Origin of the sequence: Yersinia massiliensis (genome assembly GCF_003048255.1) — a bacterium.
In the GTDB taxonomy this organism is placed as follows: domain Bacteria; phylum Pseudomonadota; class Gammaproteobacteria; order Enterobacterales; family Enterobacteriaceae; genus Yersinia; species Yersinia massiliensis_A.
The window spans coordinates 474660-492556 of the sequence record NZ_CP028487.1; the positions used below are offsets into that span (position 1 = coordinate 474660).

Here is a 17897-nt window from a genome sequence, read left to right on the forward strand (position 1 = left end):
CGCAGGTGTAGAGTCGGTAAATGCTGCGATTGCACGATAAATCAGTGAGAAAGTAACGCGAAAAGTAGATAACTATTTTATCAGGGATTAATGATAAACATGCAACTAAGTACACCTACAACGATTTATCAGCAGGCGCTTGATGCTGGCGACTACCAGCCTGACGATGTACAAAGACGCGCTGTTGCACAGTTGGACCAAATTTATCATGCACTCATGCAACGTCAGCCTGAGCCACCCGCTGGGGGGGGGATTCGTGGGCGGTTGAACTGTTTGATAGGCCGAGGCTCATCAAAAACGGCCATACGTCCGGTGCAGGGCTTATATATGTGGGGCGGCGTTGGGCGCGGTAAAACTTGGCTGATGGATATGTTTTTCCACAGTTTGCCAGGCGAACGTAAACTTCGGCTGCATTTTCACCGTTTTATGCTGCGGGTACATCAAGAACTGGCGGAGCTGCAAGGGCATGAAAATCCGTTAGAAATCATTGCTGATCACTTCAAGACGCAGACTGATGTACTGTGCTTTGATGAGTTTTTCGTGACTGATATTACCGATGCCATGCTGTTAGCAACATTGCTAGACGCCTTATTTTCAAGAGGCATTACACTGGTCGCAACCTCCAATATTCCGCCCGATAACTTGTATCAAAATGGCTTACAGCGCGCTCGCTTCGTGCCTGCAATTGGATTGATTAAGCAGTATTGCGATGTGATGAATGTCGACGCGGGTATTGATTACCGTTTGCGCACCCTGACGCAAGCCAATCTTTATCTGGCCCCATTGAATTCGCAGACCGAGCAGGTTATGGGCGAAATGTTTGTCAAATTGGCGGGTAAAGAGGGCGAACCTACGCCGGTGTTGGAAGTCAATCACCGGCCATTACCGGCGATTTGTGCGGGACAGGGGGTTTTGGCGGTAGATTTCCATACGTTGTGCGAAGAAGCACGTAGCCAGTTGGATTACATTGCACTGTCGAAGATCTATCACACGGTATTGCTGCACAATGTTCACTGTATGGCGACGGTACGTGATGAAAATACGGCTCGGCGCTTTTTGGCGTTAGTCGATGAGTTTTACGAACGAAGAGTCAAATTGATCATTTCTGCTGAAGCATCCATGTTTGAGATTTATCGCGGTGAGCACCTTAAATTCGAATATCAGCGCTGTTTATCTCGGTTACAAGAGATGCAGAGTGAAGAGTACCTTGCTTTACCGCATCTGCCGTAATCATGTCATTTAAGGCATGGCGGCACGTAAAATACTCAGCACCTGTGTATTGCAATATTTGTGCATTGTCAGCCACCTTCGCCGCTTTAAGTGCGGCGAGGATATTCACTTTTGGCGTATTAAAATGCTACTCTATCGCGGGTGATTTTCCTTCGCCTTTACTTAGCATGTTTAATTTATACCTTTCTCGTCAAAAACAGTTCGATCTTTAACGTCGACTTCTCTATAATCTTGCGACCCCACGTTACAACAAAGTTTTTTTCCCAAAAACTTTGATAGTGCCGGCATTGGCTATTCGAAGGGGTAGGTTTGCTGGACTGATGGTCGTGTGAGCCTCAACTGTTTTTGAACGTTTGGGTGTTCACCAACGTGTAACTTATTAATTGGGTAAGCTTTTATAATGAAAACTTTCACAGCTAAACCAGAAACTGTAAAACGCGACTGGTATGTTGTTGACGCGAATGGCAAGACCTTAGGTCGCCTCGCTACTGAACTGGCTAGTCGTTTACGCGGCAAGCACAAAGCGGAATACACCCCGCACGTTGATACTGGTGATTACATCATCGTTTTGAACGCAGAAAAAGTTGCTGTAACTGGCAACAAGCGTTCAGACAAGATTTATTACCGCCACACCGGTCACATCGGTGGTATCAAACAAGCGACCTTTGAAGAGATGATTGCCCGCAGTCCTGAGCGTGTGATTGAAATCGCGGTTAAAGGCATGCTGCCGAAGGGTCCGCTGGGTCGTGCAATGTATCGTAAACTGAAAGTTTACGCGGGTACTGAGCACAATCATGCGGCGCAGCAACCGCAAGTTCTGGACATTTAATCGGGATTATGGCAATGGCTGAAAATCAATACTACGGCACTGGTCGCCGCAAAAGTTCTGCTGCTCGCGTTTTTCTTAAGCCGGGCAGTGGTAAAATCGTTATTAACCAACGTAGCCTTGAAGTTTACTTCGGTCGTGAAACTGCCCGCATGGTAGTGAATCAACCGTTGGAACTGGTCGACATGGTTACCAAGTTTGACATGTACATCACTGTTAAAGGTGGTGGTATTTCAGGTCAGGCTGGCGCTATCCGTCACGGTATTACCCGTGCACTGATGGAATATGACGAGTCTCTGCGCAGTGAACTGCGTAAAGCTGGCTTCGTAACGCGTGATGCGCGTGAAGTTGAGCGTAAGAAAGTGGGTCTGCGTAAAGCACGTCGTCGTCCACAGTTCTCCAAACGTTAATTTTTTGCCTTTATGGCATCAGATTGATGGTAAAAACCCGGTGTCTCACCGGGTTTTTTTATTTGTCTGAGTAATACATCTGATAATCACATCTGAAAAATCCTTTTCCACCACTCGATATATTATATTTTTGCCGCTAACCTATTGTCTGATAGACGATTTTTTATGAAATAGCAGCACGATCCCCACAAAACATTCAAAATCTGGTAAACTATCACTCACTTTTGTGCCTGTTCGGCGAACTGTTAGCGTCCGTGTATCTCCCTGGCTGAATTCTTATCTCGACCAAGGCTTATTTACGGCAGCAGCTGTTGAGATTGCGAACTGGCGGTCAAACGACTCAGGATAGCAACCTCACCGTGGGCTATTCGCACTGTTTTCTAGATAATCTTGGAGGTTTTCATGGCTGTCGCTGCCAACAAACGTTCGGTAATGACGCTGTTTTCCGGCCCGACCGACATTTTTAGCCATCAAGTACGTATCGTACTGGCGGAGAAAGGTGTCAGTGTTGAGATTGAGCAGGTTGAAGCTGGTAATCTGCCGCAGGACCTAATTGACCTCAATCCCTACCAGACCGTCCCTACTTTGGTTGATCGCGAGCTGACGCTGTATGAATCCCGCATTATCATGGAATATCTGGATGAGCGTTTCCCTCATCCGCCATTGATGCCGGTATATCCTGTTGCGCGTGGTAGCAGCCGTTTGATGATGCACCGCATTGAGCAAGATTGGTATTCCCTGATGCATAAAATTGAACAGGGCAATGCACAGGAAGCAGAAGCGGCACGTAAACAATTGCGTGAAGTTCTGCTGTCTATCGCACCTGTGTTCAATGAAACGCCTTACTTCTTGAGCGAAGAGTTCAGCCTGGTGGATTGCTACTTGGCTCCGCTGTTGTGGCGTTTGCCAGTATTAGGCATTGAGCTGACTGGCGCAGGTTCTAAAGAATTGAAAGGCTATATGACACGTGTGTTTGAGCGTGATGCGTTCTTGGCTTCTTTGACAGAAGCTGAACGTGAAATGCACTTGAAAACCCGAGGTTAATTGCTATGGAGATGTCAGATATGTCTCCGCGTCGTCCCTATCTGTTACGCGCTTTTTACGATTGGTTGATTGATAATCAACTGACGCCACATCTGGTGGTGGATGTCACACGGCCAGGTGTGTCGGTGCCGATGGAGTTTGCTCGTGATGGGCAGATTGTATTGAATGTGGCGCCGCGCGCGGTCGGTAACTTGGAATTGGGCAACGATAGCGTGACGTTCAATGCCCGTTTTGGCGGTGTTCCGCTTCAGGTAATCGTTCCTATGGGGGCGATTGTGGCAATCTATGCGCGGGAAAATGGTTCCGGCACGATGTTTGAACCTGAAGAAGCTTACGATTCTGATTCTGAAGGCAATTTCGAGAACATCGAAGAAGATGAGAGCACGAATACTGCGGCTGACAACCTGATGCTAGTCTCAGATGAAGCAACGCCTACGCAAGGCGATAATGGCTCATCTGATGATGAGCCGCCGCAGCCACCTCGTAATGGTGGTCGTCCGGCGTTGCGAGTCGTTAAATAGCTATCTTCGTTTTCAGGTAAAGCAGGTGTATTTTTAAGGGCGGCCTTTGGGCTGCCCTTATTATTTTGGGAATAGGGCCAAAATTAAGACAGCTTTTTCAATTCTGCCAGACAGCTATCACGCTGACTCATCATGTCACTGTTATGGATTGTCGATAAAGTATGCGAGGCGCGTTGCTGGAAACTCGCTTTCGCGGCGCTATCTTTAACATCCGCAGGGGCAGTACAAATCTCTGATAATTTGAGTGTTTTACTGTCATTGACTGCTTTTAGGACCGCAGCAGGGTTATAAATCAGTGCAGAAGAGAGTGCTGATTTCACGCCTGCGGTGAAACTCGCATTGCCTCCATCGGCCAATTTAGGTGCCATGGCAATCCAGTTATCATCACCCAGCTTGATATTGTTCTCTACCGCGGGCAGTTGCCCCGCTTTAGCCAGTTCGGCCACCACGGCACGGGCTCCACGGGCTTCAATATTATAGCCAACTTCTTGATAATTAAGAGACATTGCCAACGCGCTGCCACTCATCGCTAACAATCCGCCAGCAATAAAAAGTAAGTGAGATTTCATAACAGATGATCCTTTCTTTAAAACGGGGGCGAAACTATCTATGTAGGCCAAACGGCTTTGGCCCAAAAGCAAATATAACTCGGCCTTTACTATAGCCCTTCGCATATAAAATGCTGCAAATAAGGAGGAGAGAGATTGTTACAAAATCTTGTAAAGATAAGGAAACACGGTGGAATGTAGCAAATAAAAGGGCTAGTAAACCAGTTACCAGCCCTTAGATATCGCAGTGTTGTTAGTGTCAGACTTCCAGATAATTCATGATGCCATCAGCGGCTTTACGGCCTTCAGCAATCGCTGTCACGACCAAGTCAGAACCACGGACAATATCGCCACCGGCAAAGATCTTCGGATTACTGGTCTGGAAAGCATTATCGGTGCCTTCAGGGGCAACGACACGGCCTTGTTTATCCAGCGCCACGTCATGAGCAGCCAGCCACTCCATGCTGTGTGGGCGGAAACCAAATGCCATAATGACGGCATCTGCGGGCAACACATGTTCTGAGCCTGGGATTTGCTCAGCCATGCTGCGGCCCTGTGCATCCGGTACGCCCAGTTGTGTACGCACCATTTTTACACCGCACACTTTACCATTGCTGTTCACTTCAATGCTCAATGGCTGCAGGTTGAACTTAAATTCAACCCCTTCTTCACGGGCGTTTTTCACTTCCCGCTTGGAGCCTGGCATATTGGCTTCATCACGACGGTAGGCACAAACCACATCCGTTGCACCTTGGCGGATAGAAGAACGCACACAGTCCATCGCGGTATCACCACCACCCAGTACCACGACACGCTTACCTTCCATATTGATGTAAGGCTCGTGAGGGGCCGCTTCGTAACCCATCAACTGTTTGGTATTGGCAATCAGGAATGGCAGTGCATCATAGACACCGGATGCATCTTCGTTTTCCAGACCACCACGCATGGATTGATAAGTCCCCACCCCTAGGAATACGGCATCATATTCCTTCAGCAGGGTATCAAGCGTGATATCTCTGCCCACTTCGATATTCAGCTGGAACTCGATACCCATCTCAGTGAAAATCTTGCGGCGCTTAACCATCACTTCTTTTTCCAGCTTAAAGGCTGGGATACCGAAGGTCAGTAGCCCCCCAATCTCTGGATGGCGGTCAAATACCACAGCTTGTACGCCGTTACGCGCTAGGACGTCAGCACAGGCGAGCCCTGCGGGGCCAGCGCCAATCACCGCGACACGTTTACCGGTTGGGTGAACATGAGACATATCCGGCTTCCAGCCCATTTCGATGGCTTTATCACTGATATAACGCTCGATGTTACCGATAGTCACCGCACCAAACTCGTCATTCAGGGTACAGGACCCTTCGCACAAACGGTCTTGCGGGCATACCCGACCACAGACTTCAGGCAAACTGTTGGTCTGGTGAGCCAAATCTGCCGCTTCCATAATCCGCCCTTCGTTGGCCAGTTTCAGCCAGTTAGGGATGTAGTTATGCACCGGACATTTCCACTCACAGTACGGGTTACCACAAGACAAACAGCGGTCTGCCTGTGCTTTGGCCTGTGTTTCCGAGAATGGCTCGTAAATCTCAACAAATTCAATTTTACGGATCTTTAGCGGCTTTTTCGGCGGATCAACGCGCTGAAGGTCGATAAACTGATAAACATTCTGACTCATCTCAACCCCTTACTGCGCTTGAACCCGCAGCTCAGCTGCGGAACGGCTACGGTGGCCCAACAGTGCTTTCACATCGCTGGATTTCGGTTTAACCAAAGCAAACTTGGTCACCCATTCTGGCCAGTTAGCCAGAATCTCTTCGCCACGGCTAGAACTTGTCAACTGAACATGTTCAGTGATCAGCCCACGCAGATGCTCTTCATGGATGGCCAATTGGTCGACATCCAGCACTTCTACCAGCTCAGGGTTAACACGTTTACGGAATTCACCGTCTTCATCAAGAACGTAAGCGAAACCACCGGTCATACCGGCACCGAAGTTAATTCCAGTGCGGCCCAGTACGCAAACAATCCCACCCGTCATATATTCACAACCGTTATCGCCGATACCTTCCACCACGGTGATCGCACCGGAGTTACGTACGGCGAAACGCTCACCGGCACGACCAGCGGCGAACAATTTGCCGCCTGTGGCACCATATAAGCAGGTGTTACCGATAATGCTGGCTTCGTGGCTACGGAAGTTAGAACCGACAGGAGGGCGCACCGCAATGCGACCACCGGCCATGCCTTTACCCACATAGTCGTTGGCATCGCCCGTTAAGGTCAGCTCAACGCCACCGGCATTCCAAACCCCAAAACTTTGACCGGCTGTACCGGAGAAATAAGCTTTGATAGGGTCCGTTGCCATACCTTGATCGCCGTGTTGAGTGGCAATCGCACCTGACAATGATGCGCCAACAGAACGGTCTGTGTTACGGATATCAAAATAGAACGTTTTACTTTGTTTTGCTTCGACATAGGGCTCGGCTTGCGATAGCAACGCTTTGTTCAGTGACCCTTTATCAAACGGCGGGTTACTTTCGGTACAATGCAGAGCTTTGCCCGGATGTGGCGTTGCGGTTTTCAGCATTGGCGACAGATCCAACTTGTTCTGCTTGGCTGAGATACCATCGAGCTCCAGCAACATGTCGGTACGACCAATTAAATCAACCAGTTGACGAACACCTAGCTCAGCCATGATTTCCCGCGTTTCCCGCGCGATAAACTGGAAGTAATTCACTACGCGTTCAGGCAAGCCGTGGTAGTGATCACGACGCAGTTTTTCATCCTGAGTAGCAACACCGGTTGCACAGTTATTCAGGTGACAAATACGCAGGTATTTACAACCTAACGCGACCATTGGCCCAGTACCGAAGCCAAAACTTTCAGCTCCTAAAATCGCGGCCTTAACGATATCAACGCCGGTTTTCAGGCCGCCATCCACTTGCAGACGGATTTTATGGCGCAAGCCGTTGGCAACCAGCGCTTGCTGTGTTTCCACCAGCCCTAGCTCCCACGGACAACCGGCATATTTGACCGACGACAGTGGACTCGCACCCGTACCACCATCATAGCCGGCAATGGTAATCAGGTCGGCGTAGGCTTTCGCCACACCGGTCGCGATGGTACCGACACCCGGTTCAGACACCAGTTTCACCGAAATCATGGCTTTCGGATTGACCTGTTTCAAGTCGAAAATTAGCTGAGCTAAATCCTCGATTGAGTAAATATCATGATGCGGTGGCGGGGAGATCAATGTCACACCCGGAACGGAATAACGCAGTTTGGCGATATACGGGGTGACTTTATCACCCGGTAATTGACCACCTTCACCCGGTTTCGCGCCTTGGGCTACTTTGATCTGAATAACATCAGCATTCACCAAATACGCTGGCGTGACACCAAAACGACCAGAAGCCACCTGCTTAATACGAGAAACCTTATTGGTGCCGTAGCGAGCAGGATCTTCGCCCCCTTCACCGGAGTTTGAGAATCCACCGAGGCTATTCATGGCGATAGCGAGTGATTCGTGAGCTTCCGGGCTGAGTGCGCCGATAGACATGGCGGCAGTATCAAAGCGGGTAAACAATGATTCAGCAGGCTCAACCTGATCAACGGGGATCGGCGTGCCTTGCGGTTTAATCGCCAAGAGATCGCGCAGCGTCGCAACAGGCCGCTCATTGACCAACTTGGCATAAGCCTGATAATCGCTGTATTCACCGCTGTGAACCGCAGTTTGTAGAGTGCTGACCACATCTGGGTTATACGCATGGTATTCGCCGTTGTGGACAAATTTCAGTAAACCGCCCTGATCCAATGGCTTACGCTTCAGCCAAGCGCGCTTGGACAGATTCTGCAAATCCTGTTGGAAATCGCTGAAACTGGCCCCGCCAATACGGCTCACGACGCCTTGGAAGCAGAGATTAGTTAGGTCACGATGCAGGCCCACAGCTTCAAACAGCTTGGCACAGCGGTATGAGGCGATGGTCGAGATGCCCATTTTGGACATGATTTTGTACAGGCCTTTGTTGATCCCGTTACGATAGTTAAGCATCACATCGCGATACTTTTTATCAATAGCTTGGGTATCAACCAATTTAGCCAATGATTCATATGCCAAATAAGGGTAAATCGCAGTCGCACCAAAACCGAGCAGCACAGCGAAGTGGTGTGGATCACGTGCGCTGGCGGTTTCAACAATAATGTTAGCGTCGCAGCGCAGGTTTTTTTCCACCAGACGTGTCTGAACCGCACCCACCGCCATTGGCGCTGGAACCGGCAGACGATTCGCTGCAATGGCGCGATCTGACAGCACCAACATGACGGCACCATCTCGAACTTTGCGCTCTGCCTCTTCGCACAACGCAAGTACTGCTCGTTCTAAATCAGTTTCAGTCGGATCAAAGGTCAGATCCAACCGATCAGCGCGGTAATGTTCCCCTTCCAATGTGGTGAGCTGTTGGAAATCGGAGAACAGTAAAATTGGCGATTTAAAGCTCAGACGGTGCGCCTGACCTTCGGCTTCGCTGAACACATTCATTTCACGGCCAATACTGGTTGCCAGTGACATGACGTGCGCTTCACGCAGCGGATCGATCGGCGGGTTGGTGACCTGCGCGAACTGCTGGCGGAAGTAATCGTAAATAATGCGCGGGCCGCTGGAGAGCACAGCAAATGGCGTATCATCACCCATTGAACCTGTGGCTTCTTGACCAATTTCACCCAGCACACGGATGACTTGATCCAACTCTTCATTACTGTAACCAAACTGCTTCTGGTAGGTTTCCAGCGTCGAATCATCTAACTGACGGCTACCCACCTGATCTTCTGGCAGATCTTCGAATGGTACCAAGCGCTTAACGTTCTTCTCCATCCACTCTTTATAAGGGTGGCGGCTTTTTAGATCGTTATCGGTTTCGGCGGAGTGCAGGATCTTACCGCTACGGGTATCGATCACCATCAGTTCACCGGGGCCGACGCGGCCTTTTTCAATCACTTCATCGGGCTGGTAATCCCAAATACCGACTTCAGAGGCGCAAGTGATCAGTTTGTCTTTGGTGATAACGTAGCGCGCAGGGCGCAAGCCATTACGGTCAAGGTTACAGGCCGCATAACGACCATCTGACATCACGATGCCAGCCGGACCATCCCATGGCTCCATATGCATGGAGTTGAAGTCAAAGAAGGCACGCAGATCGGTGTCCATATCAGGGTTGTTCTGCCAGGCTGGTGGCACTAACAAACGCATGGCACGAATCAAATCCATACCGCCACTGAGGAACAGTTCTAGCATGTTATCCAGCGAACTGGAGTCTGAACCGGTTTCATTGACGAAAGGCGCGGCATCCTGCAAATCAGGGATTAATGGCGTTTTGAATTTGTAAGCACGTGCTCGCGCCCATTGACGGTTACCGGCGATGGTATTGATTTCGCCGTTATGGGCCAAATAGCGGAATGGCTGAGCCAAAGGCCAGCGCGGCACGGTGTTGGTTGAAAAGCGTTGATGGAACAGGCAAATAGCCGATTCAAGACGCAGGTCAGCCAAATCAAGATAAAAGCGTGGTAGATCCGCAGGCATACATAAGCCTTTATAGATCGTCACTAGGTTAGAGAAACTACAAACGTAGAAATCTTTATCACCTGAAATACGCTTTTCGATACGGCGACGCGCCACAAATAGGCGGCGTTCCATATCACGTGGACGCCAACCAGCAGGGGCGTTCACAAAAATTTGTTCGATCCGAGGCAGGGAGGAGAGAGCAATTTCACCGAGAACATCCGGGTTGGTCGGCACTTCGCGCCAGCCGATAATCGACAGCGTTTCGTTTTGCAATTCTTCTTCAACAATGCGGCGGCTTGCCTTGGCGAGTTCTTCGTCCTGACTGAGGAACATCATGCCGACGGCATAGTTTTTGGCCAAACGCCATCCGCGTTCTTCAGCGACCATCCGGAAAAAGCGATCCGGTTTTTGTAAAAGCAGACCACAACCGTCGCCGGTCTTGCCATCAGCAAGAATCGCGCCACGGTGTTGCATGCGAGCCAGTGCGTGTATAGCGGTACGCACGACCTTATGGCTAGGTTCGCCTTCTATGTGGGCGATTAGGCCGAAACCACAGTTGTCCCTCTCTTGGGATTTATCGTACAACATATCAGTGAACCTCCCCAGGCTCTGAGAGACTCTCACAAACCGACTCCAGAAGGACATTTTTGCAGTTGACGGTTGGGCTGACAGGCGCGTATTTCGCGGCAAATCTGCTTTTCCGCCCTCCGCCAATGGCCTCTTGTGACGGTTCTCACAAGTGGTAAAAGACTTGTCTTAAGAGGGAGTCTTAAATTACTGCATAATTATGACTAGACGTTTGCCCGTCTAGAAAGCTTCCAGCGGACCTCCAACTTAGCGAGAAAGAATACTCAGGTCAAATATAGGCTTAAGATATATCTTTAAGGTGTAAAAGGGATTTATCATTATGAAAAATATGATTTTATTGGTGTTTTTTGCCTTCGAGATGCCACATGTGGTGGACGCGGAATTGTGAGCTGTCTCACTATAGTGCAATCGACAAATCTCTGCACCATGCTAGTGCTGGCGGGGATGTTAGAGTTATATGCTGGCAATGATATATTTATTGGCGTTTAACACTGTTTTTCACTGAATTGTAATAGAAGCGCTAATAGGTTTGTGGAAATAAGAAAATTTAATCATCGGTCAAGTGATTTTATTTGCATTTATAATGAATGGTTATGCGCGGCTGCACCCAAGGGCTTGGGAGTTGATCTCTGTCATCGCACGCAACATCGTTGGCGGGTAACCTTGGGCTCTTTTCAGACAGGCAGTGCCAAGATTATGCAGTTGCAGCAATTAGTCAATATGTTTGGTGCGGATTTACAGCGCCGCTATGGTGAAAAAGTGCATAAACTCACGTTGCACGGGGGGTTTAGCTGCCCTAATCGTGATGGAACCCTTGGCCGTGGGGGTTGCACCTTTTGTCAGGTTGCCTCATTTTCCGATGAGCAAATGCAGCAACAAAGTATTGCCCAGCAGTTAGCGGCACAAGCGAAAAAAACCAATCGGGCAAAACGTTACCTCGCTTACTTTCAGGCTTATACCAGTACTTATGCAGAGGTGAATGCGTTAGCGGCCATGTATGAGCAAGCGTTGGCTGAGGCTGACATTGTCGGTTTATGTGTGGGAACGCGGCCCGATTGCGTACCGGATGCCGTGCTAGATTTGCTCAGTGGCTATCATCAGCAGGGCTATGAGGTTTGGCTCGAGCTAGGGTTACAAACTGCAAACGATAAAACCCTTAAACGCATTAATCGTGGTCATGATTTTGCCTGTTATCAGCAGACCGCGCGCCGAGCACGTGCTCGTGGCTTGAAAGTCTGCTGCCATTTGATCGTTGGCCTGCCCGGCGAGGATCAGGCGCAAGGGATGGAAACGCTGGAGAAAGTGGTGGCAACAGGGGTAGATGGATTGAAATTACACCCGCTGCATATTGTCGAGGGCAGTACCATGGCGAAAGCTTGGCGAGCAGGGCGCTTGCCAGAGCTAGCATTAGAGGAATACGTGCAGACCGCCGGTGAAATGATTCGCCACACGCCAGCCGACATTGTTTATCACCGAATTTCCGCCAGTGCCCGTAGACCCACGCTGTTAGCCCCATTATGGTGCGCAAATCGCTGGGTCGGCATGAATGAGTTGAATCAGTATATGCTGGCTTATGGTGGGCAAGCGTCAGCGCTGTAAGCGGCGACGAAACGGCAAAAATCTGCTCATTTCTTCCTATCTCACTGGGATTTGCAGTCTTTTCCACACTTCTGAGGAAGCTGTCTTATCTATTGCTAATTTTACGGTATGATTTATTTCCCCCTCGTTCTTGAAGCCACAGGGGCGTTAGCGGCACTCGCACACCCGAATCTTCGCAAAATCGGATCACTTGCAACGCTAATAGAATATGGCGAGACCCAGAAACACTGACAGAGGTTCTTATGAAGCAAATCAGGGTATTGGCCCAGTATTATGTTGATTTAATGGTGAAATTGGGGCTGATTCGCTTCTCGTTGCTATTAGCATCGGTGCTGGTCCTGCTCGCCATGGTGGTACAAATGGCAGTGACCTTTGCGCTGAGAGGGTCAGTGGAAACCCTCGATCTGGTGCGATCCATCTTCTTTGGCTTATTGATAACACCTTGGGCGGTGTACTTCCTGTCAGTGGTCGTCGAGCAATTGGAAGAGTCGCGTCAACGATTATCGCGCTTGGTGGATAAGCTCGAAGTGATGCGCTACCGCGATTTAGAACTGAACAAACAGTTGACCGAAAACATTGCTCAGCTCAATCAGGAAATTGTCGAACGCGAAAAAGCGGAAAAAGCCCATTTACAGGTGGTTGATAAGCTCAAAGAAGAGATGGGCCACCGTGAACAAGCTCAGGTTGAGCTCGGGCAGCAGTCCGCTTTACTACGTTCATTCCTCGATGCTTCCCCAGACTTGGTTTATTACCGAAACGAAGACAATGAGTTCTCCGGCTGTAATCGGGCGATGGAGCTGTTAACGGGCAAAAGTGAGAAACAGTTGGTCGGGCTGACGCCAAAAGATGTCTATGCACCTGACATCGCAGAAAAAGTCATGGAAACCGATGAAAAAGTCTTCCGTCACAACGTTTCTCTCACCTACGAGCAGTGGTTAGTCTATCCCGATGGACGAAAAGCCTGTTTTGAGCTGCGTAAAGTGCCGTTTTACGATCGTGTTGGCAAACGCCATGGCCTAATGGGCTTTGGTCGCGATATTACGGAGCGTAAGCGCTATCAGGATGCGTTAGAGAATGCCAGTAGGGATAAGACCACGTTTATCTCAACCATCAGCCATGAGCTGCGCACGCCGCTTAATGGCATAGTGGGCCTGAGCCGTATCTTGCTCGATACAGAATTAGACAGCGAGCAACTGAAATACCTGAAAACCATTCACGTGAGTGCCATCACTCTCGGTAATATTTTTAATGATATCATTGAGATGGATAAACTCGAGCGCCGGAAAGTTCAACTGGATAATCAGCCCATTGATTTTACCGGTTTTATGGCGGATCTGGAGAACCTCACCGGTTTGCTGGTACAGCCAAAAGGGCTGAAGTTTACGATGGAGCCACAATTGCCACTGCCAGAGAAGATCATCACTGACGGCACGCGATTACGTCAAATTCTGTGGAATCTTATTGGCAATGCGGTGAAATTTACTCAGCAAGGTGAAGTTGTGGTGCGGGTACGGCGTGAGGGAAGTGACCAACTGACGTTTGAAGTGGAAGACTCCGGTATGGGGATCCCTGAAGACGAACAGGATAAAATTTTTGCCATGTATTATCAGGTGAAAGACAGCAATGGCGGTCGTCCAGCAACAGGTACAGGTATTGGTTTGGCTGTGTCTAAACGACTGGCGCAGAGCATGGGAGGCGATATCACGGTCAAAAGTGCCAAAGGATCGGGTTCATGTTTTACTCTGACCATTAAAGCGCCGGCGGTCCAGCAAACCACTCAGGCACCAACAGCCGATGACATGCCATTGCCTGCACTTCATGTCTTGCTGGTGGAAGATATTGAGCTGAACGTCATTGTCGCGCGTTCGGTATTGGAAAAACTCGGCAATAGCGTTGAGGTCGCGATGAATGGCCACGATGCATTGGCCATGTTCCAGCCAGATAATTTTGATTTGGTGCTACTAGATATTCAGTTACCGGATATGAGTGGGTTAGATATTGCCCGACAAATTCGTTCGCAATTTGACTCGCAGTCACTGCCGCCATTGGTGGCGTTGACCGCCAACGTCCTCAAAGACAAAAAAGAGTATTTAGACGCCGGAATGGATGACGTGCTGAGTAAGCCATTGTCGGTGCCTGCACTTACGGCCATGATTAAGCAATTTTGGGATCATAAGCCTTCTTCTTCAGCCAAAAAACAGGAACATAAATTGATGCAAACCCATGAATCGTTACTTGATACTGCGATGTTGGAACAATACATCGATTTGGTCGGCCCACAATTGATTCATCAAAGTTTGGAAATGTTTGAACAAATGATGCCGGGATATTTAGCGGTGTTGGATTCCAACATGACAGCACGGGATCAGAAGGGGATTACCGAAGAAGCGCATAAAATCAAAGGGGCAGCTGGTTCTGTTGGCCTACGTCATATCCAACAATTAGCGCAACAAATTCAAACCCCAACACTGCCAGCATGGTGGGATAATGTGCAAGATTGGGTTGATGAATTAAAATCAGAATGGCGCAATGATGTACAGGTATTACGTGAGTGGGCAGCGGAAGCTGAAAAAAAATAACCCCGACCGAGGCCGGGGTGCGCGAATTCTGCGCCAACACCAGGGAAATCGTTAACCTGCGATACCCGTCATAGTGCAAGTTGCACATTCGTTGGAGACTTCGTTCACCCCAGTTGACTAACTGATGTCAGTATTTGGGATTCACTCAGTTGCCATCTTCTTGCAACTTGAATTATTCAGAGCCTAATATTTCGATTTCGAATGGATTCGCAGGTTGTAAGGATTCTTCCATACATCATACAAGCAACAACATAGCAAATGTAAGCGCTCTTGTTACAAGATTCATTAAAATTTGTGATAGAGATTCGTCTTTGTGACGAGAACGGGTTAAGCGATTGACAGCATAAAAAAAGGAGAGGTTGATGAAAACAGTTGGAGTTGTCCTAAGTGGATGTGGCGTTTTCGATGGCGCGGAAATTCATGAATCTGTCCTAACCCTGTTAGCGCTGGATCGCGCTGGCGCACGCGTTTTGTGCTTCGCCCCTGATAAGCCACAACTGCATGTTATTAATCATGTTACCGGTGAAGAAATGGCTGAGCAGCGCAATGTCTTGGTGGAATCTGCGCGTATCGCTCGGGGGCAGGTTGCGCCACTTTCCTCTGCCGATTCTACGCAATTAGACGCCTTAATTGTTCCCGGTGGTTTTGGGGCTGCGAAGAACCTCAGCGATTTCGCTATTAAAGGTTCTGAATGTGCCATCGATCCGGATTTAGCTAAATTAGTTCAATCAATGCATAAGTCAGGTAAACCAATTGGATTTATGTGTATTTCTCCTGTGATGTTGCCAAAACTATTGGGTAAACCTATCCGTCTGACGATTGGTAACGATCCCGATACTATTGATGCCATTGAGATTATGGGGGGAGAGCATGTCGTTTGCCCGGTTGAGGATGTGGTGATTGATATCGATAACAAAGTGGTGACCACGCCCGCTTATATGTTAGCCGAGTCAATTTCTGACGCTGCAAAAGGGATTGATAAATTGGTGACAAAGGTGCTGGATTTAACCGAATGATTTCACCTCGGCGCTTACTGAATCGGCTTTGGTATTGGGTCAAACGAGGCGTTATTGGCATCGTTGCGCTGTGGCTGGCGGGTATTTTGATTTTTGCTTTCCTGCCGGTTCCTTTTTCTATGGTAATGATTGAAAGGCAGTTGGGTGCATGGTTAACCGGTGATTTTTCCTATGTTGCGCATTCTGACTGGGTACCCATGGATGAAATATCCCCTTACATGGCACTGGCCGTCATGGCGGCTGAAGACCAAAAGTTTCCAGAACACTGGGGGTTTGATGTTGATGCTATCGAGTCGGCACTGACCCATAATCAGCGTAATCAAAATCGTATCCGTGGCGCATCCACGCTATCGCAGCAAACGGCAAAAAATCTGTTTCTTTGGGATGGTCGTAGCTGGGTACGTAAAGGGCTGGAAGTAGGGCTGACCGCCGGTATTGAGCTGGTTTGGACTAAGCGTCGTATTCTGACGGTTTACCTCAATATCGCCGAATTTGGCGAGGGAATTTTTGGTGTGGAAGCAGCAGCGCAACACTTCTTCAAAAAACCGGCGAGTAAATTGAGTGCGTCAGAAGCGGCATTATTGGCTGCGGTATTGCCCAACCCGCTGCGCTTTAAGGCGAATGCTCCCTCTGGCTATGTGCATTCTCGTCAACAATGGATTTTGCGCCAAATGCGCCAGTTAGGTGGGAAGGAGTTTTTGCAGGAAAGCTCATTAGATTGAAAACATAAAAAACGGGCTTAGATTGCGCTAAGCCCGTAATCGTATGACGTAACAGTATTATTTAACGATGGTGAACGCGGTGGTGACGTGTTTAACGCCACTCACTTGGCTAGCAATTTGCGCGGCTGATTGCGCTTCCTGCTGAGTGACCAAACCCAAAAGGAAGACTTCGCTATTTTCAGTCGTCACTTTCACATTTGATGATTTTACCGAGTCGGCGGTCAACAATTGTGAACGGACTTTGGTGGTGATCCACGTATCCATTGACGCGGTACCCAGATCAACGGGTTTACCTATGCGCATCTCGTTATACACTTCGGTTGCACCATCGACACCTGCGGCAATCTGTTTGGCGCGATTAGACAGTTCTGCGGTTGGTGTTTGCCCAGTCAGCAATACTTTCCCTTGATAAGCGGTCACCACAAAACGTGTCTGGCTTTTTATCTGCTGATCTTTGCTCAGCGCGTTGACGACTCTGGCCTCTAGCGTGCCATCGTCTACCTGAGTACCGACAGAACGTGGGTCTGTCACTGTTTTCGTTGCAACAGCTGCGCTGCCGACAACCACGGCACCGACACAGCCTTGCAATAGCAGGGCGCTGAGTAGCATGGCAAAAATATAACCAACCTTCATTCGTGCTCCTTTAATCGTCCTGATGAGGAAATAGAGTGTTATCAATTAGATCACATAAACAATTCACTGTGAGCATGTGTAATTCTTGAACGCGCGCGCCGCGGTGTGAAGGGATGCGGATTTCAACATCCTGCTGACCCAACAAACCCGCTAATTCACCGCCATCGTAACCGGTAAGGGCGACAATGGTCATATCGCGCGTGACTGCGGCTTCGACCGCTTTCACAATATCACGGCTATTACCGCGAGTGGAAATTGCGAGTAAAACGTCACCAGCATGACCGAGTGCTCGTACTTGCTTGGCATAAACTTCATCATGCAAGCGATCGTTAGTTATGGCAGTCAGAACAACATTATCAGCATTCAAAGCAATCGCCGGTAGGCTTGGCCGTTCTGTTTCGAAGCGATTTATCATGCTGGCAGCAAAGTGTTGCGCGTTAGCCGCAGACGTCCCATTACCGCAGCAGAGAATTTTATTGCCATTAAGCAGTGACTGAACCAATGTCATTGCGGCGCGAGAAATGGCATCAGGCAATGCTTCAGCCGCGGCAATCTGGGTTTGAATACTTTCGGTAAAACAGCCTTTAATTCTGTCCAGCACGTTGATTTAACTCACTTGTT

Annotated in this window: 14 protein-coding genes; 9 read left to right on the forward strand and 5 right to left on the reverse strand. The window is 49.0% G+C overall.

The genetic code is table 11. From position 1 onward, the window contains the following. Positions 1-99 precede the first annotated feature (99 nt). The 5 genes from zapE (at position 100) to sspB (ending at position 4031) form a co-directional block, all read left to right on the forward strand. Complete coding sequence (gene zapE / locus DA391_RS02160) at positions 100-1230, forward strand: cell division protein ZapE (RefSeq protein WP_108087297.1); 1131 nt, start codon at positions 100-102, stop codon at positions 1228-1230. A gap of 400 nt (positions 1231-1630) precedes the next feature. Beyond that, positions 1631-2059, forward strand: coding sequence for a 50S ribosomal protein L13 (gene rplM / locus DA391_RS02165; protein WP_019212445.1), 429 nt, complete (start codon positions 1631-1633; stop codon positions 2057-2059). Between the two features lie 14 nt (positions 2060-2073). Continuing rightward, entirely contained in the window at positions 2074-2466 is a 393-nt protein-coding gene (gene rpsI / locus DA391_RS02170) for a 30S ribosomal protein S9 (RefSeq protein ID WP_019212446.1), read from the forward strand. Positions 2467-2868: 402 nt separating this feature from the next. Beyond that, positions 2869-3510, forward strand: coding sequence for a stringent starvation protein SspA (gene sspA, locus DA391_RS02180; RefSeq protein ID WP_019212447.1), 642 nt, complete (start codon positions 2869-2871; stop codon positions 3508-3510). A gap of 5 nt (positions 3511-3515) precedes the next feature. Beyond that, positions 3516-4031, forward strand: a complete 516-nt coding sequence (gene sspB, locus DA391_RS02185; RefSeq protein ID WP_108087298.1) for a ClpXP protease specificity-enhancing factor — start codon at positions 3516-3518, stop codon at positions 4029-4031. 83 nt (positions 4032-4114) lie between these two features. Here sspB and DA391_RS02190 read toward each other — a convergent pair whose 3' ends face one another. The 3 genes from DA391_RS02190 to gltB form a co-directional block, all read right to left on the reverse strand. Further along, the gene (locus DA391_RS02190) at positions 4115-4600 is read right to left on the reverse strand and encodes a hypothetical protein (RefSeq protein WP_108087299.1); all 486 of its coding nucleotides are present in this window, start codon (positions 4598-4600) and stop codon (positions 4115-4117) included. Positions 4601-4838: 238 nt separating this feature from the next. After that, on the reverse strand, positions 4839-6257 hold the full coding sequence (locus DA391_RS02195; RefSeq protein ID WP_019212450.1) for a glutamate synthase small subunit: 1419 nt from the start codon (positions 6255-6257) through the stop codon (positions 4839-4841). Between the two features lie 9 nt (positions 6258-6266). Then, the gene (gltB, locus tag DA391_RS02200; protein ID WP_050286883.1) at positions 6267-10727 is read right to left on the reverse strand and encodes a glutamate synthase large subunit; all 4461 of its coding nucleotides are present in this window, start codon (positions 10725-10727) and stop codon (positions 6267-6269) included. Positions 10728-11423: 696 nt separating this feature from the next. On the opposite strand from gltB, the gene DA391_RS02205 reads away from it, so the two are divergent. The 4 genes from DA391_RS02205 to mtgA all read left to right on the forward strand — a co-directional run bounded on the left by DA391_RS02205 (position 11424) and on the right by mtgA (position 16643). Further along, complete coding sequence (locus DA391_RS02205; RefSeq protein ID WP_050286884.1) at positions 11424-12326, forward strand: TIGR01212 family radical SAM protein; 903 nt, start codon at positions 11424-11426, stop codon at positions 12324-12326. Between the two features lie 242 nt (positions 12327-12568). Continuing rightward, the gene (gene arcB, locus DA391_RS02210) at positions 12569-14905 is read left to right on the forward strand and encodes an aerobic respiration two-component sensor histidine kinase ArcB (protein ID WP_050083179.1); all 2337 of its coding nucleotides are present in this window, start codon (positions 12569-12571) and stop codon (positions 14903-14905) included. A gap of 362 nt (positions 14906-15267) precedes the next feature. Further along, positions 15268-15921 (forward strand): isoprenoid biosynthesis glyoxalase ElbB, encoded by a 654-nt coding sequence (gene elbB / locus DA391_RS02220; RefSeq protein ID WP_050286886.1) that lies wholly within the window; start codon positions 15268-15270, stop codon positions 15919-15921. Further along, positions 15918-16643 carry a monofunctional biosynthetic peptidoglycan transglycosylase gene (mtgA, locus tag DA391_RS02225; RefSeq protein WP_108087300.1) on the forward strand — a complete coding sequence of 242 codons (726 nt, stop codon included), beginning with the start codon at positions 15918-15920 and terminating at the stop codon, positions 16641-16643. The genes elbB and mtgA overlap by 4 nt, the downstream gene beginning before the upstream one ends. Positions 16644-16700: 57 nt before the next feature. Here mtgA and dolP read toward each other — a convergent pair whose 3' ends face one another. Next, the gene (dolP, locus tag DA391_RS02230; protein ID WP_019212455.1) at positions 16701-17276 is read right to left on the reverse strand and encodes a division/outer membrane stress-associated lipid-binding lipoprotein; all 576 of its coding nucleotides are present in this window, start codon (positions 17274-17276) and stop codon (positions 16701-16703) included. Between the two features lie 10 nt (positions 17277-17286). Beyond that, positions 17287-17877, reverse strand: coding sequence for a DnaA initiator-associating protein DiaA (gene diaA, locus DA391_RS02235; RefSeq protein ID WP_019212456.1), 591 nt, complete (start codon positions 17875-17877; stop codon positions 17287-17289). Positions 17878-17897 lie beyond the last annotated feature (20 nt).